Genomic DNA, 25008 nt, shown 5'->3' on the forward strand with positions numbered 1-25008 from the left:
AATGCTAAAATTTGTATCTGATGCCCCCCAGAGGGGCTTTAAACCAACAAACAGGAGGAGAATAATGGGAATCTTTCGTCGCTTTACATCCCGTAGCTTCAAATACGCAACTGCTATGGTTTTCACTTTATCGTTGTACGCTGGTGTTGCGGGCAGCATACAACCGGTACGGGCAGAAGGTCCGGCGGACCCAGCTCCCTTCATTGCTGCGAAAGTGGTCAATGAGAACGCTGGTAAAAAAGTGCTGTTTGATAATACACATGGACAGACAGCTGGCGCAGCAGATTGGGTGATTGATGGTGGATTTTCAGACTTCGGCCAAGCCCTCGCGAGCAATGGCTATGATGTACACGAGCTTCGCCAATCTACGCCTATTACTTACAATGATCTAAAGAATTATGATGTATTTGTTACGGCAGAGCCAAATATTCCTTTTAAACAGAGCGAACAGGCTGCAATGGAGCAGTATGTAAAAGCAGGCAATAGTATTTTTTTCATTGGAGATCATTATAACGCGGACCGCAACAAGAATCGCTGGGACGGATCGGAGAGCATTAATGGCTACCGTCGTGGTGCATGGGAAGACCCTGCGAAGGGAATGAGTGCGGAAGAAAAAAGCTCAGCAGCGATGCAGGGCGTAGTCAGCTCAGATTGGCTGGGCAGCCAGTTTGGTGTGCGCTTTCGCTACAATGCATTAGGCGATATCACAGCCAATCAGATTGTCGAGCCAGCGCAGGCGTTCGGCATTACAGCTGGAGTGAGTAATGTGGCAATGCATGCAGGATCAACACTCGCGATTATCGACCCAGCGAAAGCCAAGGGAATCGTATATCTTCCTAAAACCAATCAGGCTTGGGGCAACGCGGTAGATCAGGGCGTTTATAACGGAGGCGGCATTCCAGAAGGACCTTATGCAGCTGTATCGAAAGTAGGACTAGGCAAAGCTGCTTTCATTGGGGACTCGTCTCCTGTCGAAGATGCAACGCCAAAATATTTGCGCGAAGAGACAGGAACCAAGAAGACAACGTATGACGGCTTTAAGGAGCAAGATGACGCTGTGTTACTGGTCAATATCGTAGACTGGTTGTCCAACAAGGAGGAGTATACCAGCCTGACGGAAGTGAACAGCTTACAACTGGACCAGCCGACGGCATTACTGCCTTTTGAAGAGCCACAGGCTTCCACGGAACCACAAGCCGAGCCTTGGTCCGCTCCCGCAGCTGGCTACAAATGGTGGGATCAGCAAACATTCAAAGCAGGGTCCTATGGCGGACCTACAGACAGTGCGCAACCAGTGTACAGCATCGTTCGTCAAGAGGAGCTGCCCAATGCACAGCCTTTTCAAATTCGAGTTACTGCCGACCAACTGGCTCCCAACAGCACGATTAGCGGATTCAGCACAGGTATTTACGTAGCGGGCGGCAATCAAGTAGCCCAGATTCAAAATCCGGATGGAAGCTGGCCAACCACATACGGCTATAGCGGAACATTTAGTCTGGAGTCCAACGGCAAAGGGCATGCCTATAAGGACTTGACGGTGCGGATCAAGCCGGGAACCAGTGGTTCAGCTAATCTTAGACTGAGGCAAAACGGCAGCAATCTGCTGACCCAATCCGTCGTGCTGGCTGATGTCCCGGCCCAGCCATTGCCTGAGGAAGGCAATACGGTTCCAGCTCGTATTAGTGTCGCAGAAGCACGGAGTCTCCCGGCTGGCAAAGCCGTAACCGTAGAGGGTGTTGTGACGACAGAACCAGGTGCATTCGGTGGTCAAGCCTTTTACATGCAGGATGAAAGTGGTGGGATTTATGTATATCAGAACCAAAGTGGCTTTCACCGAGGTGATCGAGTAAAGCTTACAGCAAGCTTGGCACTGTATAATAGTGAGCTAGAGTTAACCGATCCAGTGGTAATTGAAAAAACGGGAGAAGGACAACTTCCAGAAGCTGTACAAGTCACCGAACTCAGTGATGCGAACCAAGGACAATTGGTTGAGCTTCCAACGGCAATTATTCGTAATGTGATAGACGCGACTCCCGTAGGTTCGTTTGAATTTGATGCAGTATCTGGTGAAGTAAGTCACCATGTGCGCGTCGATGCACGTACAGGCGTAACACGGACATCTTTTCCATATCAAGAAGGACAGCAAGTGAAACTAAAGGGAATTTCGGCGATTTTCAAAGGGAATTATCAGTTAAAACCGCGTGGACTGGATGATTTTTCAGCTCAGGCAGGCGCAGCTTTGCAGGAAGTAGAGCTTTCACTGGATCAAACGACCCTCAACATTGGGGATACGGCAGCGACACATCTCAAGGGTACGCTGACAGATGGCAGCGAAGCTGATTTAAGCCGCGCTTCTGTTCAGTATATCAGCAGTCATGAATCCGTTTCGCTGGATACGTATGGAGAACTTAAGGCCCTAAAAGAGGGGAGCGCGGAGATTACAGCCAGCGTCACCTTGGACGGTCAAACAGTGGTATCCAATCCTGTAACCGTTAGAGTCGAAAAGACTGCTGTAGGTGAAGTGCCGGGAAAACCTGTGCTGTCGCATGATAACGGGCAGGACACTGGACTGAAGGATGGCAACTACAACATCACCATGAATCTGTGGTGGGGTACGAATGGTGATGAACTCAAGTTGTATGAAAACGACAAGCTGATTGGCACCCAATCGTTGCAAGCCGCTTCCCCTGGAGCACAGCATGCAGTCATTCCTGTTACAGGCAAGACCAATGGTACCTACACGTATACTGCAGAACTGATCAACGCTTCTGGTAAAACGACCAGCGACTCGTTAACTGTCGAAGTGACCGATGCTTCCCCTGGCATTCCAGTGCTGTCTGATGACAATTGGGATGGTGACGGCACCTACACCCTTACAATGAACATGTGGTGGGGCACGAATGCGACAAAATACAACTTATATGAAAATGGAGAACTGATCGACGCCCAGGATCTGCCAAGCCAAAGCCCGCAGGCTCAAAGCGCAGTCACCAACATCCAAAATCAAAAGCCGGGTACATACGAGTATCGGGCCGAGCTAGTCAATGCTTCAGGAGAAGTTAGTAGTCAAACGATAAGCGTGGAAGTAAAGGGGCATTAAGTAGAAATGATGGGCCGTTAAAAAGTAAGAGCATCTATTGACCTCGTGAGAGTCTATAGATGCTTTTTTATTTTTTACGAAGCGGGAATTATCATTTAGGATTGGGTTGGCGAAGCGGAAAGTCCCTCTATATCTGAGGAGCCATAGAAGAACATGGCAACTAGAATCACAATAATGACAACCTCTGCAAAATATTCTCCATCAAACTCACTCACCACAAATATCTCCTTTCGCCACTTGTTAATTGTTTACTTTCTGTGAAAAGGCCTGTATCACTTGATCAAGTGTCATATTTCCATTATCATTTAAAAATTTTACCATATTATCGACATTGGAAGGAGTAGATGCTAGTGTTTTGTATTTTCCAGTGAGTCCCAAAAACAATGTTGCTTGTCTGTATAAAGTCACGGAATCGACGTTTAGTTTTCCTGTTAGTAGGAGGGCTGCCACTAAGACCTCCACATTTTTTCCTTGAAGAGCAGAAAAGATAGCCGAATTACTGTTTAATCCATTTTTCTTTTGACCGTTGGGGGGGGATTTGGATTTACGATTCCCATTCCCATTCCCATTCCCATTCTTTCCTAAGGAAGCCATCGAATCTTCCTCCCGCCATATACTGTTCTTGCCTGGTCTTTATGAAAATTCGGGACAAGGACAGTGGCACTACACGTGCTCATCAATATACGTTATGATCATACGATATGCGAATAAGAGAGCATTGGTTACTATAAGAATCACCTTGGCTGAAGGTAGTTGGCTACTATTATCCAGTAATTTATTTCGCATGTTGGTCCGATTTAGAGTAAACTACAATAAAGCAAGCCAAATGAGCAATTTGCATACATCCCAAGAGCGTTTCCAATCAGCAATGTTTAGACCGAAACGGTTTAGTTCGTTTATTGTATTTTTGAGCGTTGAATTGGAATTAAGCAAATGCTGAAATAGGAGTTGTAGATAAAATATGTCGAATGAAGAAGTATTGTTAACTAAAGAGGGATTGGCCAAGCTGGAGGATGAGCTTAAGGAACTGAAGACCGTAAAACGTAAGGAGCTAGCCGAACGGCTTAAGTTGGCTATCAGCTACGGCGATTTGAAGGAAAATAGTGAGTATCACTCAGCCAAGGACGACCAAGCATTTATGGAAACCCGCATTCTCATATTGGAGAAGATGCTGACCAAAGCCCGGGTCGTGGACGAGAGTAATTTAGACCTTAGGACCGTTAGTATCGGATCGACTGTCATTCTGAATGACATCGAATTTTCGGAGAAGATGGAATACAAAATTGTAAGTCCTGCTGAGGCGGATGTCCTGGATAACAAAATTTCCTATGAGAGTCCTTTAGGCAAGGCACTTTTGGGGAAAGAAGTGGGCAGTATCATTCATGTGGATGCACCTATGGCTGTAATCAAATATGAGTTGCTTGAAATTAAGCTCACATAGTTCATTCCCGATTCCCTTATATGAGGGGGCCGGGATTTTTTTATTTCTCGCTACTTACATACCGTCCATGTGGAGCACAGTTGCACTCCACATACTGGACAGGATTTTCTTTACTCCGCTATAGCGCACTAAGTTAGTCCGTCATCAGGAAGCCTGCTTGCTCCAATGCAGCGCAGGCATCATTAATTTTATCTTCATCCGAGGCATTCAAGGTATGCAGGTGGATGCCTCCCGTCAGCTGGGACAAATAAGTGGCCTGGGTGGAACTGATTTTACGGATAAAATCATCCACTTCCTTGCGAGTTCCAACCCGTATCGGAGCAGTCAGATCCCCGTATACCGGATGCTCAACAATAACATCCTGCACACTTACACCGTAGTCCACAATCAGCTTTAGTTCCTCTTCTGTCTGTTCAGGTCGATGTTTACACACAATAATACGTGAGGCTAAGGGGGCTGTCTGACCCGAAGGCTCCATATAAATATATCCTTGACTCGTTGCAAGGATAGGCTCTTGGCTTGCTTTTAACAGGGAAATATCCTGTACAATTACTTGTCTGGAAACGGATGATCTGCGTGCCAGTTCGCTCCCGGTCAGCGGTGATTCGCTCTTCAGCCACAACAGCAGCTGTTCGCGGCGATCCGTACCTGACCGCTTTAAAGATTCAGTCAACGGGATAAGCTCCTTTCTTGTCGATGCGTCAGGTCTGTCAAAATATCTACCAGTACATTCAATTCCTCGATGGTGGTTGCCCTTCCGAAAGAAATACGGATAAATTGTAATGCTTCACGGTCGGATGCTCCAAGCGCTTGTAAGGCAGGCGAAGGATCGTGGTGTCCGGCAGCACATGCGCTTCCGGTTGATAAACAGACACCTCTGCGATTACATTCCAGCATAACATATTGTCCCTCGTAACCGTGAAAAAAACATCCTACTATATGATGAAGCACAGCTTTATTCTCGCTTTCCTGTACGACCCAACGTAACGGAATGGATCTTTCCTGAATTTTCGTAATAAAGTGTCTTCTCAGGTTAGCATATCGCTCCTGATGCGACTCCATCTGTTCGGTCATCATTTCTGCCGCCGCGACAAAGGCTGCAATCCCGGGAACATTAACCGTTCCAGGACGAAATCCGTTTTCATGTAGCGTATCAGGGTACACGGGACGCCACGGGGTTCCGGGTTTGAGATATGCAGCACCGACACCTTTGGGGCCATACACTTTATGGCTCGATATAGAGAGTGCATCTACTCCCATGGCTTCTACATCTACGAGAATATTCCCAAATGTCTGTACCGCATCACTGTGCAGCAAAATACCCCGTTCGCGTAGCAGGGGAGATAAGGCAGCAAGGTCCTGAACCAGTCCCGTTTCCGAATTGGCGTGTTGTACAGATACAAGTCCGGTGTTTTCTCTCAGGTGAGGTAAAAGAGCTTCGCGAGTCATTCGTCCTTCCCGATCCGGTTGCACAATGGTCAGTTCATAACCCTGCCGTTCCAGCAAAGTAGCAAGGTTGTACATCGAGTGATGTTCCAAAGCGCTCATGATCCAATGCTTTTTATGCTGCGGCAACCCGCTCAAAATCGATTGCACAATCAACATATTGGATTCTGTTCCCCCGGTTGTAAAATAGATGCCTTCCTTTTGCCCGCCAATTATATTCGCCATCCGTTGCCTGCTGTAATCCAGCGCGTAGGTTGCTTGACCGCCTGCATCATGGAGGCTGCTGGCATTTCCGAACATTTCCTTATTTAATACGTTATACATATTTAAAGCTTCGTCACACATAGGTGTGGAAGCGGCATAGTCCAGATAAATCACAGCAATTCCTCCCTGCTTAAAAATAATTCCATTCAAAAACTCTTGAGATTATTGTAGGCATGTGTAAATATAAGTGTCAAGACACTTGTAAACATGTATGTACACAAAGCGGTTATCTGTTCGTGAGAGCGGGAACGATCAGCCGCATCAATATGGAGGGATTCTAATGTCTATGCTTGACGTTTTACAAGGAAATCGAGGGCTTATGCCAGAGCATTATAAGACACTGACGGTTGCTGACATGGAGCAGCGAGTGGCCGAGCTGAAACAAAAATGGGGACCCAAGCTGCTCATACCGGGCCATCACTATCAGAAGGACGAGGTTATTCAGTTTGCTGATATAACAGGAGATTCTCTACAGCTTGCTCAAATGGCTGCACAAAATCAGGAAGCGGAGTTTATTGTATTTTGTGGGGTTCATTTTATGGCGGAGACAGCGGATATGCTGACTACTGATCGACAAACCGTTGTACTGCCGGATATGCGCGCAGGCTGCTCAATGGCAGATATGGCGAACATGGAGCAGACAGAACGAGCGTGGAAACATTTACAGGAGTTGGTAGGAGATACGATCATTCCGTTAACGTATGTAAACTCCACAGCAGAGATCAAAGCCTTTGTAGGACGGCATGGCGGGGCTACCGTGACCTCTTCGAATGCCAAACAAGTGCTGGAATGGGCGCTGAAGCAAAAGGAACGTATTTTGTTTTTGCCGGATCAGCATTTGGGCCGCAATACAGCTTACGATCTTGGAATTCTGCTGGATGAAATGGCCGTGTGGAATCCCATGACCGATCAGCTGGAGACTGAACAGGACCCGGCAACCGTAAAAATTATTTTATGGAAAGGGCACTGTTCAGTACATGAAAAATTCACGGTAGATCATATTCGCAACGTTCGTGAGCGTGATAAGAACGTCCGGGTCATCGTTCACCCCGAATGCTCTTACGAAGTCGTGCAGCTCGCAGATTGCGCTGGCTCCACAAAATTTATCATCGATACAATTCGCACGGCAGAGCCGGGGACCCAATGGGCCGTCGGCACAGAGATGAATCTCGTGCAACGAATCAAGCAGCAGTACCCTGAACAGCAGATTGAATCACTCAATCCTGATATGTGTCCCTGCTTGACCATGAATCGGATCGATCTTCCGCATTTGCTGTGGGCAATGGAGCAGATTGATCGGGGAGAGCCTGTGGGTGTGATTCGTGTGGATGCTCAGGTCAGACAGGATGCTGTACTGGCACTGAATCGTATGCTTGCTATCCGTTAACCTTTTGCCTTTTCTGAGAGATTGCTGCTTGAAATTTTTGGCCTTATTTTAAAGCAGCAGGGAGCTTAACAGCATGTAGACGGTTTCCGCTTTGAATAAATATCATTCCGCCGGATTTGAGCGTCGGACCGAAGGAACGTGAGCCTGTGTTGACAGTAAACACGGGCTTCAAGGTCATCAGGTCATAGCCATGGAATACACCATCCGATTGCCCGACATAGACTCCTTTACCGAATACTTCAGCTTGAACGGTCGGATTATCTCCGCCGTAATGAATGAATTGACCTGAGGACAGCTTCATAGCAGTCAGTCTGGATGTACTAAAATCTTGATAGAATATGCGACCTTCATGGATGGAAGATAAAGAGGAGAGTTGTTCATAGCTATCTTGCGACCACTTGCGAGCAGGTTTGCTGTCTGGTTTATAGTTCCAGAAGTCATAGGAAGCTAGTATCTTTCCCTGAAAGACATAAAGGTCTTTTCCGTACAAAAAAGCAGAACCGTATATGCCTCCAGATTGGAAAGTGCCATCTTTATTTTCAGTCTCAGTCCATCGGTACTGACGATCTCCTTTGGATTTACCTGTTTTGAGGTCGTATTGTGCTATCGTAACTTTATGATTTACGGGGTCATCATCAATCATAAACGTATTGGCAACAGAGTAGACGATCCCGTCTTTAACGGCCAGCGGAAAAGAACTTCTGAAGCTGTCCCAAAGCTTTTTGCCGGTTTTAGCGTCATAGGCATTAATCTGTTCAAAGGTCAGGCTGCCCTGTACATTATAGTTGCGGATAAGCACACCGTCAGTTTCCATTATTTCGCCCAAACCACTGTATGAGTTCTTATCCTCACTGATTTTCCACTTCACCTTGCCACTGACAGCATCAATGGCAGCCGTTTGCACCGATTGCATAATATATATAGTTGGACCAATGCGCTGAATACCATATGCTTCAGTAAATCCCAGCGGAGTGGACCACACTTTCTTGCCAGCTTCTGTAACGGCATAGATAGAACCGCTTCGTGTCATTCCGTAGATGATACCTTTGTTGTATGTTAAAACAGGGGTAAGCTGATCACCATATTGCCACAATTTCCGACCCGAACTGGCCTCAAGGGCAACCAGTCTATGGTTCGAGTCAACCGCGAATACCTTACCGTTTTCCGCTATTGCTACCGCCTGATCTGGATATCGGTTTCTATCGATTGGGATAACGGGAAAAGACCAGGAAGGTTTGATCACAGGTGCCTGGATTGTGGTGCTATAAGAGGCGTTACTCATGGAGACTGCAGATTGCTCTGCACTTGCCTTTTCAGTGAATCCATCGCTGATTAAGGGCAACCCAATGCTGGCTAACGCCAATCCTGTAAACAATGTGCTGTGTATCATTTTTCTCATACGCGTTGGCTCCTTTAATGGTTAATAGGGGGTAAGGTTTTACAGAAAGTTACCTTTGATTAGACTGTAAATGAATCCAAAAGTTTCATGTTGTGTTTTCGTTTCGATTGTTTAGCATACATACTTAAATTCAGTTGCTTGTGTTCCAACTTGTATCTCTAATTAAAGATTAGTCGCTTGTTCGGTTTTCGTGCTATAATTGTAACAACAAACCAAAGGAGGTGAATCCCTTGTTTGAGCTCCAGGACCTACTCCCTTATTTATTTACAATCGGCTTGCTGTGCACAGTGACTTATACATATCTCGCTCATTTGCACGGCAATGTACCCGAATGCTGGGTCGAAGGTGGGCCCGTAAGGTCTCATGCTTCTCCACAGATGCCGATGTCTGCCCGTGGACAGGACATGCCTGTCCGGCTGGCCCGACATATCCGGCGTAAGGAAGCGCCGGATGAAGATGCATCCGATTGTTCTCCCTCGTTGAACGATGGCACAGCCAATCAACGAGGAGGAACATATGAAACGATTCAAGGGATTCACCTTTTGGGGTGAAAAAGAACGGATATTTGGATTAATGGTAGCGTTGGCGGTGGTCATGCTACTGTCTGGTTGTGGTGCGAATGCTGCAGAGATAAATGCACAGACACCCGGATTTTTTAATCATTACGTGGTGTTCCCGCTTTCTTGGCTTATACAGCAATTGGCGCAATGGTTTGGTGGAAGCTTTGGGCTGGCGATTATGACTTTGACATTCATTGTCCGGCTGGCCTTACTGCCTCTTATGATGCGTCAAACGCGTGCCCAGCAGGGGATGAAGCGTAAGATGAGCGCCATGCAGCCCGACTTGGACCGAATTAAGAAGAAGTATGAAAACAAGAAAGATACCACCAGCCAGCAGAGTATGCAGCAGGAAATGATGTCGCTTTATAAAGAGCATCAATTCAATCCGCTTAATATTGGTTGTCTGCCTATTCTCATTCAGCTCCCGATCTTGAGCGGTATGTACACTGCAATCCGCTTAACCCCGGAGCTGGCGTCTCACTCCTTCCTATGGTTCCGGCTCGGACAGCCGGACTGGATTTTGGCAATCGTCGTCGCAGTTGTATACTTGGCACAGGCCAAGCTTTCTCAGCTTCAGATGACGCCTGACCAGCGCAAGCAATTTGCGATCATGGGCTATCTTTCACCGATTATGATGGCGGTCTTTTCCTTTAATGCCCCTTCTGCCATGCCATTATATTGGACAGTAAGCGGCACCTTTTTGCTGCTTCAGTCGCTGTGGTTCCGCAGACGCTATCCAATAGAGGAAGCAGAGAGTAAGGTTAAACTTGGAGAAGTCACACCAACCTAAATAGAAGATGATATTTGTTTAACTTGGGAATTGCGCTTGTAGTATGCCACGTGTAATCATAGGATGTCATTCGAGCCGTTTATAAGGCTTAGAATGGCGTCCTTTTTTGATACTGCTTTTTCACTACATTCCGCTTGTGATTTTGTAGTCAATATGAAATCCTTATATTATAAAATGATTCTTAAAGTTGGGAGAGGCTTTATGAGAACTCCAACCACGTCCATAGAATGGTATGATAATCCAATAAGGGAGGACGGATGCTATTGCATGAGAAGCGTGCAAAAAGCACCGGGCTATATACCAACAGGGATGCCTCATGGGCGCCCGATCCCGACCTTTTCTAAAAAAGGAGTTTCAATATGTGGAGGATGCACCTAGTCTTTGAATGAAATGATAACAGAAAAATGGGTAAAGTAAGATATATACGTAAGCTAATGCTACACTTTGTTTTATCACGCAAAGAATATTATGGAGGAACTATAGAAAATGAAGCAAACACCAACAAAGCTGCCCATTTCCTTAGCACTGCTCACATGTATAGTATGTGCGCTCGGTTTTGGCTTAATCGCATTATGGGTGAGCGACCATCAAATACGGTATTTTGACCAGAAAATTATTACGGCTATTGGACAGATGGAGTCGCCCGCTATGACCCGTCTAATGAAATTTTTCACCATAATCGGCAGCGGGATTCCAGTTATGATCATCATTTTAATTGTCATGTTCGTGCTCTATAGAGTATTGGGACACCGCAGAGAACTGCTTTTTTTGGCGGTTGGTGTGTTGGGATCGGTAATGCTGAATACGATACTGAAATTGCTTTTTCAGCGTGCGAGACCGGAGATTAACCGTATTATTGAAGAGAATGGATACAGCTTTCCGAGTGGACATTCCATGACAGCTTTCAGCATGTACGCTGCGCTGACATTTTTAGTGTGGAAGCATGTTCCTTCTAGGCTGGGGCGTATCCTTCTTATTGTGCTCAGCAGTCTACTGATTGTAACAATCGGAACGAGCCGCATTTATTTGGGCGTACATTATCCGAGCGACGTTGTGGGTGGATATTTTATGAGTGGCTGCTGGATGGCGGCTTGTATTTGGTTTTATCAGCGGTACGAAGAACGACGAATGTTGCCACTTCGCTCCCAATCGACAACATAACAGGTAGCATAAATAATGAAGCTTATAAAAAAGCAGACGCTTTAGCGTCTGCTTTTCATTTGGACAGAGGAAGTGTGTTCAGTCATCTTAGTTCTGGCCTGTTCACCAGGCTTGAGCCCCAGCTTCTGCTCCCATTTTTCATAAAATATAATAGCCGCCTGCATGAAGATGCCAGGAAGCTTCCGGCTTCGAATGAATTGATGAACGCCGACGGCACAACCTGCACCAATAAGCGCACCTGCCAAAATATCCGAGGGGTAATGAACTCCGGTCCACACGCGGGATACTGCGATGAGTACAGCTAAGATAACCCAGAGAACACGAAATTTTTGATGATGAAGCCATAAAATGGCAGCCAGAGCAAACGCTCCAAGTGCATGGTTACTCGGGAATGAAGCATTAGGATCATGATGAATAAGCTGAATGACTGAATGTTCGACAAAAGGCCGATCTCTGTAAAACAAATGTCCAAGGCCCCAACTAATTACAAAGCCGATACAAACCGTTATAACGGCTTCTAAAACCATCATCCGATGCGGCATTTTAAAAGTGAACCAGTAAATCAGCAAAGCCATTCCGAATAAATATGGTGCATATTGCGCCAAGAAACGCATGGTTTCATTCAAAAAGGCGAGGGAATTAGCCAGTTCATTGATCCAGTGAAATAAAGCATAGTCTACATTAATTAACATGAATAAATTACTCCTTAACATCAAAAAATTGAATAACAAAGTTATATTATAGAGCGACTACACAGATAAAAGCTTAAAATCAAATAAAAAATGAATGTCATTCCCATTACTCATTTGTTTTTTCTATAGAAAATAGGTGGTTTTGCGATGGAAAAGTCGGTGCTGGTCATTGATGATGAAGAGAAGATATCCAGATTGCTTCAGTTGGAGTTATCCCATGAAGGATATGCAGTTGAAATCGCACAGACGGGCAGAGAAGGATTGGAAAAAGCTCTAGCAGGTACATGGGATATCATCATACTGGATGTAATGCTGCCGGAGATGAACGGGGTCGAGGTACTGAAGCAGATTCGAAAAGTGGACAATCATACACCAGTAATTATGGTTACTGCACGTAACACGACTCCTGACAAGGTTTCAGGTCTGGATGAAGGTGCCAACGATTACATTACGAAACCTTTTGAGATCGAGGAGTTATTAGCGCGGATGCGGGCCAGTATGAGGCATCAAATGGAGCCAACAGCTACCGCTTTACAAGAAGAGGATAAGCCGCCGTCTAGGCTCCAAGTGGATAGTCTGGTGTTGGAACGCAAGACCAGGTCAGTGGTGCGCGAAGGAAATCGAATCGAACTGACGCCCAAAGAATATGATCTGCTCCTCTATCTGATGGAACACAAAAATCAGGTATTGCAGAGGGATCAAATGATTCAGAACGTGTGGGGGTTTGATTTTGTCGGTGATACGAATGTCGTAGATGTGTATATCCGATATGTTCGCAAAAAAATTGATCATGGATACAAAAAGAAATTGATTAAAACCGTACGTGGTGTGGGGTACTGCATCAGGGAGGAAGAACATTGAAGCTGCGGACCAAAATCACCCTGCTCAGTTCTATTTTAGTGATATCAATACTTCTGTTTGTGGATGTCACGGTTCATCTATTGTTCGTCAAAATCGCTACGCGAAATGAAAGAGAAGTGCTGCAAAATAAGTGGACTGAAATCATTGCCAAAACCGGACCCACGATGATTCTGAAGAATGCATGGGGTCCCAAACTGAAAGATGAGCTTTCTGGAGATACTATTCTGAGGGTATTTGATCAGCAATCCCGACTTTTGTATGAAGTAAGTCGCCAGTCCCGCTTTAAGCTGGGCGATATACGTTTTAACACTTCTCAAAGCTCTCAACTGACAGATGTACAGGGCCATAAAATTCTGGTTATCCATCTGCCTGTGCTTTCTCTGGAGGGCAATCAGAAGGGGACGCTGGAGATCGTGGAAAAATGGGATGCACTTGAAACCAATCTTGATATTTTATATACGATTCTCATCACATCGACTGTAGGGGCTATGTTGCTAAGTTTGGTAGGGAGTACGATTTTGGCGAATGCCATATTGCTGCCGATTTCCAGTAGTATTCAAACGATGCAGGAAATTGAAAGAAGCTTGAAATTTAAAAAAATCCCCGTTGGTGGTCACAATCAAGATGAATTGTCCCAAATGACCGCTACTTTTAACCGAATGATGGAGAGACTAGAAGAAAGCTTTCAGAGTCAGCAGCAGTTTGTTTCAGATGCCTCACATGAGCTGAATACGACACTTATGATTATTGAGGGCTATGCCAACATGCTGCGGCGCTGGGGGACGCGTGATGAGGAGATTCGTAAGGAATCCATTGAGTCGATCTATGAAGAAACTCAGCGAATGCGTACGATGACACAGCAGTTGCTGACTCTTGCCTCCTCACAGCAGAAAGACCCTGAGCCGCATGAGCGGATCGAAATGATCGGTTGTTGTCAACAGGTAGTAGCGCATCTCAAGCCTGTACATGATCGTCAAATTTCTATTTTAACAGAAGAGAAAGAAATTTGGCTGGATGCCAACCTGACGAAAATGAAGCAGTTGCTAGTGATCCTGCTGGATAATGCATTAAAATACAGCTCGGATGAGATCGAAATAGGGTTATCTACAGATGAAAAGGATGTGTATATCCAGGTTAAGGATTATGGGATCGGAGTACCTGAGGGCGAGATCAAGCGGGTCTTTGAACGATTTTATCGGGTAGATAGCTCCAGACATCGTAAAACCGGAGGAACCGGGCTGGGGTTGCCAATTGCCAAGGCAATTACAGACGCCCATCAGGGTACGATACGCATGGAGAGCGTAGAAGGAGAAGGAACAGTAGTCAACGTCACGCTGCCCCAAAGACAACAGGAAAGGCTGTCCCGCGAGTAGTAATATCTACTCGCGGAACAGCCCTTTTTATTGTTACTTGTAAGTTAAGCATTCGGTGGATGGGAATTATCTAAAATTTATGCTAAAGGACACGACGTGCTGTTGTGTAATTGCGACTCCACCATCCCGAATTTAGATCTGTAACCGTTACGCCGCCTTTACCATACGTATGCAGAATTTTGCCGTTTCCCATGTAAATGGCTACATGATGAATTGGTGCATAGAAAAAGACCAAATCGCCTTTTTTTAGCTGACTACGCGGTACGAAAGTGCCAACGGTTGATTGCTGTCTGGACGAACGTGGAAGCTTGATACCATTTTGTCCAAATACATATTGAGTGAATGAAGAGCAGTCAAAAGAGCTTGTATTGCCAGCTGGAGCTCCATGCTCATAACGCACGCCCATAAACTGGGAGCCTTTAGAAATAATCCGATCAGCTTTACTTGCCGAAGCAGCATGAGTGGTGGCTGGTCCAACGACGAAGCTCCCTGCGCTCAATGCCAAAGTCATAGTAAAGCAAATACCCATCCACAATTTTTTAGAAGTATGTTTCATATATAAATTCCTCCGTTATTCGTATTGTGTTGATGTCCTGAAATGACAATAACACAAATAAAATATCCGGAATTTACCACTCATGGTTACAAACCTGTTACCCCAACGCTTTGTCGTCATTTATTAGAAAACGATGAGAATTTTCTCCTTAATTTTGGCTTGACAAATTGTACAGACTCCACTTATAGATAGGCTCGTATGACAAAAAGCGACTTGCAGATGATTGGCACAAGCAATCACGCAAAATATACATACCTATATACTACAATTTATAACTTGTACGGGAGTATGCTCTGATTCCCGTTGACATTGTAAGGATCACACCGTATTTCCGGTCAGGAAGGGGAATTCGTATGGCTTCAAAGCAGAATAAAGCACTCAAAAAACGGCGTCTAACCATTGTTCAGGTCATTTCCAACTATCCAGATGCACAGCCGGTACCCTCCAACAAGGGCGGAACGGAAAAGGTCGTGCATGAATTAACTGAGGAATTGGTGAGACGAGGGCATCATGTATCTCTTTTTGCCGCTCTTGGGAGCAGGAGCAGTGCGCGGTTGATTACCTATCCCAAGGGTTTGAAACATAGTCAGATCCCCCAATATGTACTCCGGCATATGCCTTCCGACACACACATCATTCATGACCATACCTTTCGTTCTGCTGTAGGGCGTAGGAAGCTGCCTTGTCCATCAGTATGCACCGTTCATCTTCCAGTGAAGAGACACGGTAAAAACCCGGTATATGTCAGTAAACGAGCACGTCAGCTGATGGGCAGGGGCAAAGGGTTTTATATCTATAACGGTATCAACACACATGAATACGAGTTCAGCAGTGAGAAGCGCGGCTACTTGCTGTTCATGGGCAGAATTATACGAAATAAAGGTGTATTGCAGGCCATTCAGGTTGCAGAACGAACAGGAAAAAAACTGCTTATTGCAGGTCCTATCAAAGCACCAGAATTTTTCCGTAAAGAAATTCAGAAACGAATTCAGCGCAATCCGAATATACGCTATGTGGGGGCAGTTGGAGGCGAACAGAAACAGAAATTGCTGAAACATGCAGAGTGTCTGTTGTTCCCGACACTGTGGGAAGAGCCATTTGGACTCGTTATGGTTGAGGCCATGGCTTGTGGAACACCGGTGCTGGCATTAAAAAACGGCTCCGTTCCCGAGGTGCTATCGGGCTTTCCACAGTTGATTTGCAAATCGGTTAGCCAAATGGCACGAAAAGCACAGCAAAAAAACTACCCGTCACCAGCGAAGCTGCGTTTGTATGTGACTCAAAGATTTACCAACAAACAGATGACCAGTAACTACTTAAGACTATACCGTGAAATCATCCGTCGGCGAGAACAAAAGAGAGGACAACGGCAGTCTATACGGAGGTGAAGGGGATGCAGGTCAAACGATATATGCTCGGAAAGGGCTCTTGGGCAACTCCTTATTATATAGCTACAGGGGGACAGAATGGTCCGTGTGTGATGGTGGTGGCGGGGATACATGGTAAAGAAATAGCAAGCATACGAGCTGCTGAGAAACTGGTAAAGCTTTTGAATCAGCAAAAACTGCGATTTAGCCAGGGTAAGCTTATAATTGTACCGATTGTAAATCAAGAGGCTTACCGCAAACGGATTAGAGGAATACCTGATCTTAATCGAACCTTTCCGCACAAAAAAAAGCAGCTGGCAACACAACCACTTTCCGCTGCTCTATTCAAATTAACACAAAAGCATCAACCTGAATGGTATCTCGACTTGCATGAGGCTAACGGATTGTCACAAAAGGATGCCAAGGTGCTTGGTCAAACGCTAATCACCAACAAGGCCAATCCGGTGGTTCCTACGGTTCGTCGGATTATTAAGCGAATGAATCGCTCTATCCAGGTGAGCGACCGACATTTCAATATTCGGCTGCATGAGCTTCCAGGTTCCTCCCGCACTGCTGCAGCCCGTATTTTAGGTGCACGTGCGGTTACGGTGGAAACGGGTTGGAGCCTGCCCAAAAAAGTACGCATACACTATCAGTTGGAGATCGTCCGGCATTTTTTAAAAGAAGCCGGAATAGTCAAGACCAACGAGGTATATTTATCTGCTAAGGTTAGAGCTGTTACCTTAAGAAAATATAGCATTACAAAATAAAATCGCTTCTGGAGCAAGGATTTTTTCACCTTGCTCAGGAGCGATTTTTTATGTGCGACCTTCGTTCAGAATCCGTAGCGTGCTGATGTTATATCTGAGGATTTTGCAAAATCCTGATCTATGTGTTGTCAGGCCTCGGATTTATAGAAGGCATTCACCAAGCTGTTCCCCAGACGTACCTCAATCAGCTCCAGTGGTGTATCCAGATCGGCACGGATTGTGTGATACGTATCAACCGGAATGCTAAATACAGAGCCGCTTGCGGCAGCAAAACGTTCTCCGTTCAGCATAACCTCTCCCCGGCCGGACACGATCGTCCATACTTTAAGTCCACTGCCGTGAAGACGGCCATTCAAGCGGTGATCTGGCAGTACCGTCAGCCGTATGGCCAGTATATCATTCAGACTCCGATGATCAAATTCGTCCAGCACCCGGTAACTACCCCAAGAGGTTTCACCATGCATGGGGTGAAGTTGAAGTTTACCTAGCTGCTCCTTGATTACGTGGGCATGGCTCTTGGACGCAATGAGAATGCCGTCGGGACTCGCAGCAGCAATAATATCTTCCACGCCAATGACATGAATTGGATAGGGTAGCTCATTGACGATGTGCGTGCCATGAGTCTGTCCACTAATCTGTCCACGCCCGATCACTTGGCTGCTTAGCTGCTCTGTTAGAGCCTGCCAGTTGCCGATGTCATGCCATTCGCCATCGTAGGGCAGGACGATGGCATGTTCGGCACGCTCTGCAATCTCCTCGTCGAAACTGCGAACCGGGAGGCTATCATACATTGCGCATAATGCTTTATCGTTCAGCGGCAAATAACTTCGCTCCATACAGGACAGCATATACCGTAATGTAAAAGCGTAAACACCACAGTTCCACAGCGCACCCTGATGAATAAGCTGTTGTGCCCCGGAGAGATCCGGTTTTTCTGTGAAGCGAGCAACTTGCGCATAAGAAGTTTTCCCTTCCCGTATCATTTGCAGACCCGGAACGACATAGCCGTATTGGTCGGAGGGATGAGTAGGCCTTGTCCCAAGCATAGCCAGATCGGCTCCGCTCTCAAGCAATAAGCCGGAGAGCGCTGCTATGCTATGGAAGAAATCCTCCCCTGCAAACATGTCCGCTGGAGCAATGCAGAGAACTTCATCCAGCCCCGTGCCTCTGGTGTGAAAATAAGCAGCCGCCAGTGCAGCTGCGGTGAAGGTTCCCCGTTTGGCAGGTTCGCCTAGAACGGGCAGACGACCTTCTGTATGGCGAAAGGCTAGATTTACCTGACTCCGATGAGCCAGAAGCAGGGCTGAGGAATCCAGCCCGGCTAAGGTGAGCTGACGGTACACCCGGCTGAGCATAGATTCCTTTCGCCCGTCAGGAGCGGACAACAACCGGAGAAACAGCTTCGACCGGATTTCGTTGGATAGTGGCCATAGCCGTTTTCCGGCACCACCGCATAACAATACGATGCGCACGGACGTTTCCTCCTTCAATGCAGATCCATTTGGACTGCATCATTTTGCAGGATTTTAAGAACTATTTTAGCGATGATTCAATCTTTGTTTTTGGAGTAAGCTGGTACACCTTGCGTTGATGAAAAGATAAGGAACGATAGCTCTTGGCCAAGACATCCAATTGTTTTTGCGACAGGGAAGAAGCCCGACTATGAAGCGCTTTATTCAATGACTTGCGCAAAATCATCCGAGAGGGTTGATTGCTGTATAAATAGTTGGCATACGTTTCATATTCGGAAAACCCAAACTGTTTTGTCCGGTCTATACTGTGGATAATTGCGTTGTACCAAGGTTTTCCATGCCGGGCCTCGATAACTTGCTTGAGCTGGGTAAGCCGTGCTTTTTCAAAAAGCATATAGTGAGTAACAAAGGACTTTGGTGAGGGCGCTTTAACGCCCATCAACTTGTGATGGGTGCGAAAATACTCAGGCTGGCTCCAACTGCGGTAGTAAAAAATCGTTTTTCCGTCTTTACGGAACGTATGTGGACGAATCAAAATCGTGTCCGCGTCAATGACGAGAAAAAAAGAGGCTTTACTGATTTTGTCGCCATTCATTTTGAGCAATTGTTGATACAGCCAGCCTGAGCGGTCCCAGCGCGTTGTTCCGTAATGAATATGTTTTTTGGTGATGGGCAGCACCGTTTTTTCGTCTATAAATGTACATTTCTTGTTTACGCACAGACGGCGAATCCCGGTGCTTTGCGGTGAGACGATATAAATAGTTCCAATTCGGTGCTGCACGTGACGGCGCAGACTGTCAATCACCAGCGGTAGTGTGGCAATATCTTTTTCAATTGCGGGAATCAGAACATCGATTGTAAGGGAACCCTCTCGTGGCCCATCCGATTGCGCTGACATGTTATTCACTCCCTATATGTGCAAATATACGCTCCCAGCGTCTCCAATATCGTATGCTTGGACAGGCGTTTTCGACCGGGCAAGGTCAAACGTCCATTTCTATGCAGGACAGGGCTGATGAAGCTTCGAATGGGGAGTTAGCGCATACGATAGATTGATCTTTTTTAACAGGAGCGTTCTACCTGAGAGTAGAGAGGAGAGGGGCAAGTGAATTCTTCACAAGCGCAGGCGTTGCGCAGCAAATGGCATAAAACCCAATTGTTGCTCCAGCATGGCAGCATCAAACCTTATGTACCAGAAACTCGCAAATATAACAAAGCAAATTTGAAGTCAATGCTGGAGAAATACGGTATGGTCTATGTAAAACCCGAGCGAGGTACCTTTGGTAAAGGTGTAATGAGAGTAGAGCAGGAGGCCGGCCAGCGTTTCGCCTATCAATATGAGGAAACGCGTCAAGAATTTAAACATTTGGATGCACTATATACCAGCCTATCGAAACATACGGGGAAGAAAAGTTATCTCATTCAAAAGGGGATCCATTTACTACGCCATCAAATGCGTTATTTTGATATTCGGGTCATGGTGCAGCGTAATGAAAAAGGGCTATGGGAGTCTACCGGAATTATTGGACGTCTTGGTCATCCCCGTAAAATCGTGACTAACTATCATAGTGGTGGTAAGCCGATGGCCTTGGAGCAGTTACTAAAATCCCATTTATCGCAAAGCAAACAGGCGGAACTGGTCAAGAAACTAAATGAACTTGGTCTTACCATCGCCAAACAACTACAAAAAACATATCCGAATTTCCGGCAAATTGGTGTGGATATTGGACTGGATCATCGCTTTATCCCGTGGATTATTGAGGTGAATACGAAGCCGGACCCATATATTTTTAACCAATTAACAGATAAGTCCATGTACCGTAAAGTGTTAAGCTATTGGCGACTGGCTAATGAAAAAAGGAAAGTCTCCGTCCCAAGCAAAGATACAAATAAAGACAAGAATAAAGATAAGAGTAAAGATAAAAATAAGAATGAAATTAAAGATTCAAAAAAAGAAAAAATATCTTGACCAGTAGATTGCTTCATTGCCAGCAGCTAATACAGAAAAAAGGATGAATATTTCATAATTCATCCTTTTTTATTGCCTATTTTTAAAAAAAATTTATCTTTTTTGTTCTAAAAACTCTGATGAAAATCTGCTGGTTCTTTTAATTAGGATATTCATTTTTAAACGCGCCAAGTACCCAGTTGTTTACGTATAAGTACGATTTGTCCACTATGATATGCATCGTGCAGCGTCCACCGCGATAATTCTGCACCGAGAGTTTCGGAACCGAAAGGCTTATCCAGATCAGCATCAGTCAAAGCAGTAATGGCCACAAGCAGTTGGTTTACAAGAGCTTCTGCTTCTTTCAGTGTCTTCTGCCATCCTACATGGTCCTCAGCATTCCCCACCGGACCGAATGTCTCATCGTTGCTTATTCCAGTTGAGCTTACAGGCCGGTCAGTTAAACGTCTCAAAATACGCTCATTGTAATAATTAATGTGACGAACCGTTTGCCAAATCGTGTTTCCTCCACCTGGTGGTGTCCAAGTGGCTTCCTGTGTATTCACACCGTGAAGTGCTGCGGCAAGAGGAACAATCCATTCTTCCTTATCCCATGAATTTTCTCTTTGCAATACCAGCATATTTACTCGATCTCGGCTCACCTAACCCAACTCCTTTTGTAGGGATGTAACTAGCTAAATGTAGAATAAATCGTTACAATTAATAATGTAGCATGACAAAATAAGATTTGCAACCAGTTAAAATGATTTTAGTGGTTACAGGCGGTAGGGGGAACTCTTTTGAATACACTTTGGACTGATTTTGTAAACAGCGAATGGCATGACTGGAGAGGTAGCGGGCGTTCAGAAGATCGGTTGTTGAAGCCGGAATGGCAAAATGACTTTCTCATACAGTGGCAATTTTCCGCTCCGGTCCCAGCCAGTGCAGAAGATATCGAAGAAATGCAAATTCTCCGGCGGGAATTGCGCAGTTTCGCTGAGCACCTGTCATCCGGCGGACAAATGACGTCTGATCTAGTGGATAAGATTAACCGGAAGATGATGGAAGGGGGGCCGGTTACTCGCTTATTAAAGCAACAGGATGAGCATTTCAAGATTGTGCTGGAACCCGTGGCAATTGGTTGGAAAAAAGTGCTGGCAGAGGTGGTAGCCGATTTTGCCCAGGCATTCGTCAATAGCGGCGGCTCCAGAATTCGTATTTGCGATAATAAAGATTGCCGATGGGTATTTTACGATGATACCCGAAATCGGTCAAAGCGGTTTTGCGACGATAAAATGTGTGGTAATTTGATGAAAGTACGCCGTTTTCGCGAACGTAAGAAAAAGTAGGTGAAGCGAGAGAATTTACATGTGCAGTACATGTTGAGCCCACTCCTATATGAACAATGGAGTGGGTTATTTAAAATTGAACAACCTGTTTCCCTATGCTATGCTTACATGAAAGAGAAGCTAGACGTACTAACGATGATCTTTACTATGCGTATAAACATCTGATGATACGACGAATAGAAAGGATGTACAGCCATGAATTCTGTCATTGAACTTAACAATGTAAGCTGGAAGAGAGATAACCGCACCATACTGGACCAAATCAATTGGCAGGTAGCTGAGGGAGAGCACTGGGCTGTACTCGGCTTGAATGGGTCAGGTAAAACAACGATGCTCAATATGATTAACGGTTACATATGGCCAACCACAGGTAGTGTCGGTGTATTGGGCCATACCTTTGGAGATGTAGATCTGAGGGAACTGCGCAAATCTATCGGTTGGGTCAGTTCCTCTTTACAGGAAAGAATTAATGGGAGTCAGCGTACGCAGGATGTTGTCATTAGTGGCAAATTTGCCTCCATTGGACTTTATGATCAGACGACGGATACAGATTATGAACAGGCCGTTCAGCTTATGACCCAACTGGGGTGTGCTCATCTCGTGGATCGGTTGTATCAGGGATGCTCACAGGGAGAAAAGCAAAAAGTGCTTATCGCCCGCGCATTAATGGCCTCGCCCAAACTACTGATTTTGGATGAGGCGTGTAATGGTTTGGACTTTTTCTCCCGGGAAGCATTGCTGGATAGCGTTCGCCAGTTATCGGAGTCGCCGGCTTCGCCGAATTTACTGTATGTTACACATCATATCGAAGAAATTCTACCGATGTACACGCATACGATTTTAATCCGCCGGGGCACGGTATTTGCCAAAGGTAAAACGACTGATATTCTAAGCAGTGAAACGCTTAGTGCTTTTTTTGAAACGCCTGTGCAAGTAGAATGGAGACAGAATCGCGCATGGCTCTCTATGGTGTAGAGAGTCTTTTTTTCTCGCTAACCTGCTACCAACATAATCAGAATAGGCAAAATCAGGAATGAGGCAAGCGTGCTCCACAGGATGCAGGTGGAAACCAATTTTGGCGATGCATTAAATTTTTCTGCTAAAATGACAGCATTCACAGCAACCGGCATCGAGGCCAGAATGAAGAGAACGGAGAACAAAAGGCCTGAAATTCCGAGTATCAGCATAGCAAGACAAGCCGCAAGCGGGGAGATCAGTAGCCGAATTGTTAGTCCAGCGTAGCTGGCTTTTTTAATAGACGACTCCAGCTTTAATATTTTCACATAAGCCATCTGGGTACCAAGGATCGCCAGCACGACCGGAGAATAGGCAGCAGCAATCATCGAGACGCCTGACTGAATCCCTGAGGGAAGATGCCAGTCCAGCAACCGCAATCCCATGGCAAGTAGAGCTGCATAGATCGCAGGAAGTGAAAACACCGACTTAACAGCACTTTGAACAGAAAATTCAGAGCGAGCTGCAAAGTAAACGCCAATGGTATTGACCATAATCATCTGGATGACGACATACACGGAGGCTTTATCCAGACCGAGCTGTCCAAAGGCAAGTAAAATAAGGGGCAGACCATAATTTGCACTATTGGTCAGCGTGGAGATTAAGGTAAGTCCAGCCGTTTCCGGGGTGCTCAGTCTAAAGATTTTCCCCGCTAATTGTGCAATTCCCCACAACAGCAGTAGGTTCAATATTGAAAAAGCGGCAGTCTGCGCCACATCATGCCAGGAAAGCTGTGCTTTGAGTAGCGTGTCCAGAATCATTGCGGGGCTTAAAAAATATAAATACAAAGTCGAGAGCGGTTTCGTTTCCAGCTTCATGAATTTGCCGAGTAAAAATCCGACGATCACCGGAATGGACAGCGGAACGATAACGGATAATAGAGTTGAAAGTACGATTTGAATCATGAATTCCACCCATCCTTTCTGTAATGACATTTTCCATTATAAGACGCTACTTTCGAGCCCGTCCAAGATCAAAATACAATCAAGGTCATAGGTATATACTATGAAGCTTTCGACACTTATTGTGAAAACAACAAAAGGGATGCCCACAGCCATGAAGAACGGCTAATAGGGCATCCCCTTTATTATAATAAACCAATGATGCTGCTGATTTATGCAGTAGCCACGGTTTCCGCTTTGGTTCGGCAATCGTCAGAGCAATAGTGCTGATGCTGTTCTTCGCAATCCGGACATACGATATGCTGGAGATTGCACACCGGGCAGTTGATATAATGATCGTTCGGCGTTTCACAATGGAAGCACTTGCCGACAATGACGTCCTCATCCGTATGATTGATCGGAATCGAGATTCGTTCGTCAAACACGTAGCATTTACCGTCAAACAGACGTCCTTGTACTTCCGGGTCCTTGCTGTAAGTCACAATGCCGCCATCCAACTGGCCTACATCGTTAAATCCTTCTTTGATCAGAAGACCGGACAACTTTTCGCAACGGATACCTCCGGTGCAGTACGTCAGGATTTTCTTGTCTTTGAACTGAGTCATATTGTCGCGAATCCATTGTGGAAATTCACGGAACGATTCGACTTCGGGGCGAATAGCCCCACGGAAATGACCGATGTCATATTCATAGTCATTACGCCCGTCCAGAACAACTACATCTTCATCTTGAAGCTGTTCATAAAACTCCTTTGGTGACAGACGCTTACCGCTAATTTCATTAGGGTCCAGCTCATCTTCATGACGCAGCGTAACAAGCTCCTGACGATGGCGTACAAATATTTTCTTGAACGCATGACCGTCAGACTCATCTATTTTAATAACGATATCGTGGAATTTCGGATTGGCGCGCAAATCACGCATATATTGCTCCGTTTGCTCTACTGTACCAGACAGTGTTCCGTTGATTCCTTCCGCAGCAATCAAGATTCTTCCCTTGACGCCCAGCTCCTTGCAGTAAGCTAGATGCTCTGCCGTAAAGGTGGCAGGATCTTCAATGTTGACATATTTGTAAAACAACAAAATTCGATAAGCATGTTCACACACGTAAAATCACCCTCTGATTCAAGTCAAAGTTTTTTAACAAGCAATTTTAA

The 25008-nt window shown here is 45.6% G+C and carries 24 protein-coding genes; 13 read left to right on the plus strand and 11 right to left on the minus strand.

What is annotated here, in order from left to right; genetic code table 11:
- The first annotated feature begins 64 nt into the window (after positions 1-64).
- Positions 65-3100 carry an endonuclease gene (locus tag KAI37_RS11490; RefSeq protein WP_220031293.1) on the plus strand — a complete coding sequence of 1012 codons (3036 nt, stop codon included), beginning with the start codon at positions 65-67 and terminating at the stop codon, positions 3098-3100.
- Between the two features lie 240 nt (positions 3101-3340).
- Here the strand turns inward: KAI37_RS11490 and KAI37_RS11495 are convergent, their stop codons facing one another.
- The gene (locus KAI37_RS11495) at positions 3341-3694 is read right to left on the minus strand and encodes a hypothetical protein (protein ID WP_220031294.1); all 354 of its coding nucleotides are present in this window, start codon (positions 3692-3694) and stop codon (positions 3341-3343) included.
- A 367-nt stretch (positions 3695-4061) separates the two neighbouring features.
- On the opposite strand from KAI37_RS11495, the gene greA reads away from it, so the two are divergent.
- Entirely contained in the window at positions 4062-4541 is a 480-nt protein-coding gene (greA, locus tag KAI37_RS11500) for a transcription elongation factor GreA (protein ID WP_013310174.1), read from the plus strand.
- Between the two features lie 133 nt (positions 4542-4674).
- Here the strand turns inward: greA and KAI37_RS11505 are convergent, their stop codons facing one another.
- Entirely contained in the window at positions 4675-5214 is a 540-nt protein-coding gene (locus KAI37_RS11505; protein ID WP_220031295.1) for a transcription repressor NadR, read from the minus strand.
- Positions 5211-6365 (minus strand): IscS subfamily cysteine desulfurase, encoded by a 1155-nt coding sequence (locus KAI37_RS11510; protein WP_220031296.1) that lies wholly within the window; start codon positions 6363-6365, stop codon positions 5211-5213. The genes KAI37_RS11505 and KAI37_RS11510 overlap by 4 nt, the downstream gene beginning before the upstream one ends.
- A gap of 166 nt (positions 6366-6531) precedes the next feature.
- On the opposite strand from KAI37_RS11510, the gene nadA reads away from it, so the two are divergent.
- Positions 6532-7638 carry a quinolinate synthase NadA gene (nadA, locus tag KAI37_RS11515; protein ID WP_220031297.1) on the plus strand — a complete coding sequence of 369 codons (1107 nt, stop codon included), beginning with the start codon at positions 6532-6534 and terminating at the stop codon, positions 7636-7638.
- A gap of 43 nt (positions 7639-7681) precedes the next feature.
- On the opposite strand, the gene KAI37_RS11520 is transcribed toward nadA, so the two are convergent.
- Entirely contained in the window at positions 7682-9037 is a 1356-nt protein-coding gene (locus KAI37_RS11520; protein ID WP_220031298.1) for an outer membrane protein assembly factor BamB family protein, read from the minus strand.
- Between the two features lie 221 nt (positions 9038-9258).
- Between KAI37_RS11520 and KAI37_RS11525 the strand changes: the two genes are divergently transcribed.
- The 3 genes from KAI37_RS11525 to KAI37_RS11535 all read left to right on the plus strand — a co-directional run bounded on the left by KAI37_RS11525 (position 9259) and on the right by KAI37_RS11535 (position 11548).
- Positions 9259-9588 (plus strand): hypothetical protein, encoded by a 330-nt coding sequence (locus KAI37_RS11525; RefSeq protein WP_223830783.1) that lies wholly within the window; start codon positions 9259-9261, stop codon positions 9586-9588.
- On the plus strand, positions 9554-10387 hold the full coding sequence (gene yidC, locus KAI37_RS11530; protein WP_220031299.1) for a membrane protein insertase YidC: 834 nt from the start codon (positions 9554-9556) through the stop codon (positions 10385-10387). Before KAI37_RS11525 ends, yidC begins: the two co-directional genes overlap by 35 nt.
- Before the next feature lie 486 nt (positions 10388-10873).
- The gene (locus KAI37_RS11535) at positions 10874-11548 is read left to right on the plus strand and encodes a phosphatase PAP2 family protein (RefSeq protein WP_220031300.1); all 675 of its coding nucleotides are present in this window, start codon (positions 10874-10876) and stop codon (positions 11546-11548) included.
- Between the two features lie 41 nt (positions 11549-11589).
- Here the strand turns inward: KAI37_RS11535 and KAI37_RS11540 are convergent, their stop codons facing one another.
- Positions 11590-12279 carry an undecaprenyl-diphosphatase gene (locus KAI37_RS11540; RefSeq protein ID WP_481856602.1) on the minus strand — a complete coding sequence of 230 codons (690 nt, stop codon included), beginning with the start codon at positions 12277-12279 and terminating at the stop codon, positions 11590-11592.
- A gap of 108 nt (positions 12280-12387) precedes the next feature.
- Here KAI37_RS11540 and KAI37_RS11545 point away from each other — a divergent pair, with 108 nt between their 5' ends.
- Both KAI37_RS11545 and KAI37_RS11550 read left to right on the plus strand, forming a co-directional pair.
- Positions 12388-13101 (plus strand): response regulator transcription factor, encoded by a 714-nt coding sequence (locus KAI37_RS11545; RefSeq protein ID WP_076294608.1) that lies wholly within the window; start codon positions 12388-12390, stop codon positions 13099-13101.
- Positions 13098-14474, plus strand: a complete 1377-nt coding sequence (locus tag KAI37_RS11550; protein WP_220031302.1) for a sensor histidine kinase — start codon at positions 13098-13100, stop codon at positions 14472-14474. Before KAI37_RS11545 ends, KAI37_RS11550 begins: the two co-directional genes overlap by 4 nt.
- 82 nt (positions 14475-14556) lie before the next feature.
- Here KAI37_RS11550 and KAI37_RS11555 read toward each other — a convergent pair whose 3' ends face one another.
- On the minus strand, positions 14557-15030 hold the full coding sequence (locus tag KAI37_RS11555) for a C40 family peptidase (RefSeq protein ID WP_025721127.1): 474 nt from the start codon (positions 15028-15030) through the stop codon (positions 14557-14559).
- 353 nt (positions 15031-15383) lie between these two features.
- Between KAI37_RS11555 and KAI37_RS11560 the strand changes: the two genes are divergently transcribed.
- Positions 15384-16418: a glycosyltransferase family 4 protein gene (locus KAI37_RS11560; protein WP_076294606.1), complete on the plus strand. Its 1035-nt coding sequence runs from the start codon at positions 15384-15386 to the stop codon at positions 16416-16418.
- Positions 16419-16423: 5 nt separating this feature from the next.
- Positions 16424-17167, plus strand: a complete 744-nt coding sequence (locus tag KAI37_RS11565) for a succinylglutamate desuccinylase/aspartoacylase family protein (protein ID WP_220031303.1) — start codon at positions 16424-16426, stop codon at positions 17165-17167.
- A gap of 128 nt (positions 17168-17295) precedes the next feature.
- On the opposite strand, the gene KAI37_RS11570 is transcribed toward KAI37_RS11565, so the two are convergent.
- Together KAI37_RS11570 and KAI37_RS11575 are read right to left on the minus strand one after the other, a co-directional pair.
- Positions 17296-18639 (minus strand): sugar phosphate nucleotidyltransferase, encoded by a 1344-nt coding sequence (locus tag KAI37_RS11570; RefSeq protein WP_220031304.1) that lies wholly within the window; start codon positions 18637-18639, stop codon positions 17296-17298.
- 61 nt (positions 18640-18700) lie between these two features.
- A complete protein-coding gene (locus KAI37_RS11575; protein ID WP_076294603.1) occupies positions 18701-19537 on the minus strand; it encodes a DUF6492 family protein in 837 nt (278 codons plus the stop codon).
- Between the two features lie 207 nt (positions 19538-19744).
- Between KAI37_RS11575 and KAI37_RS11580 the strand changes: the two genes are divergently transcribed.
- Positions 19745-20608, plus strand: coding sequence for a YheC/YheD family protein (locus KAI37_RS11580; RefSeq protein WP_220031305.1), 864 nt, complete (start codon positions 19745-19747; stop codon positions 20606-20608).
- Positions 20609-20766: 158 nt separating this feature from the next.
- Here the strand turns inward: KAI37_RS11580 and KAI37_RS11585 are convergent, their stop codons facing one another.
- Positions 20767-21249: a DinB family protein gene (locus KAI37_RS11585; protein WP_076294602.1), complete on the minus strand. Its 483-nt coding sequence runs from the start codon at positions 21247-21249 to the stop codon at positions 20767-20769.
- Between the two features lie 138 nt (positions 21250-21387).
- Between KAI37_RS11585 and KAI37_RS11590 the strand changes: the two genes are divergently transcribed.
- Positions 21388-21936, plus strand: a complete 549-nt coding sequence (locus KAI37_RS11590; RefSeq protein WP_076294601.1) for a CGNR zinc finger domain-containing protein — start codon at positions 21388-21390, stop codon at positions 21934-21936.
- A 195-nt stretch (positions 21937-22131) separates the two neighbouring features.
- Complete coding sequence (locus KAI37_RS11595; RefSeq protein ID WP_023988473.1) at positions 22132-22911, plus strand: ABC transporter ATP-binding protein; 780 nt, start codon at positions 22132-22134, stop codon at positions 22909-22911.
- Positions 22912-22928: 17 nt separating this feature from the next.
- On the opposite strand, the gene KAI37_RS11600 is transcribed toward KAI37_RS11595, so the two are convergent.
- Both KAI37_RS11600 and trhO read right to left on the minus strand, forming a co-directional pair.
- Entirely contained in the window at positions 22929-23855 is a 927-nt protein-coding gene (locus KAI37_RS11600) for an AEC family transporter (protein WP_076294600.1), read from the minus strand.
- Positions 23856-24064: 209 nt separating this feature from the next.
- Positions 24065-24958, minus strand: a complete 894-nt coding sequence (trhO, locus tag KAI37_RS11605) for an oxygen-dependent tRNA uridine(34) hydroxylase TrhO (RefSeq protein ID WP_220031306.1) — start codon at positions 24956-24958, stop codon at positions 24065-24067.
- Positions 24959-25008 lie beyond the last annotated feature (50 nt).

The organism is Paenibacillus sp. S25, from assembly GCF_019454085.1.
Lineage (GTDB): Bacteria > Bacillota > Bacilli > Paenibacillales > Paenibacillaceae > Paenibacillus > Paenibacillus polymyxa_B.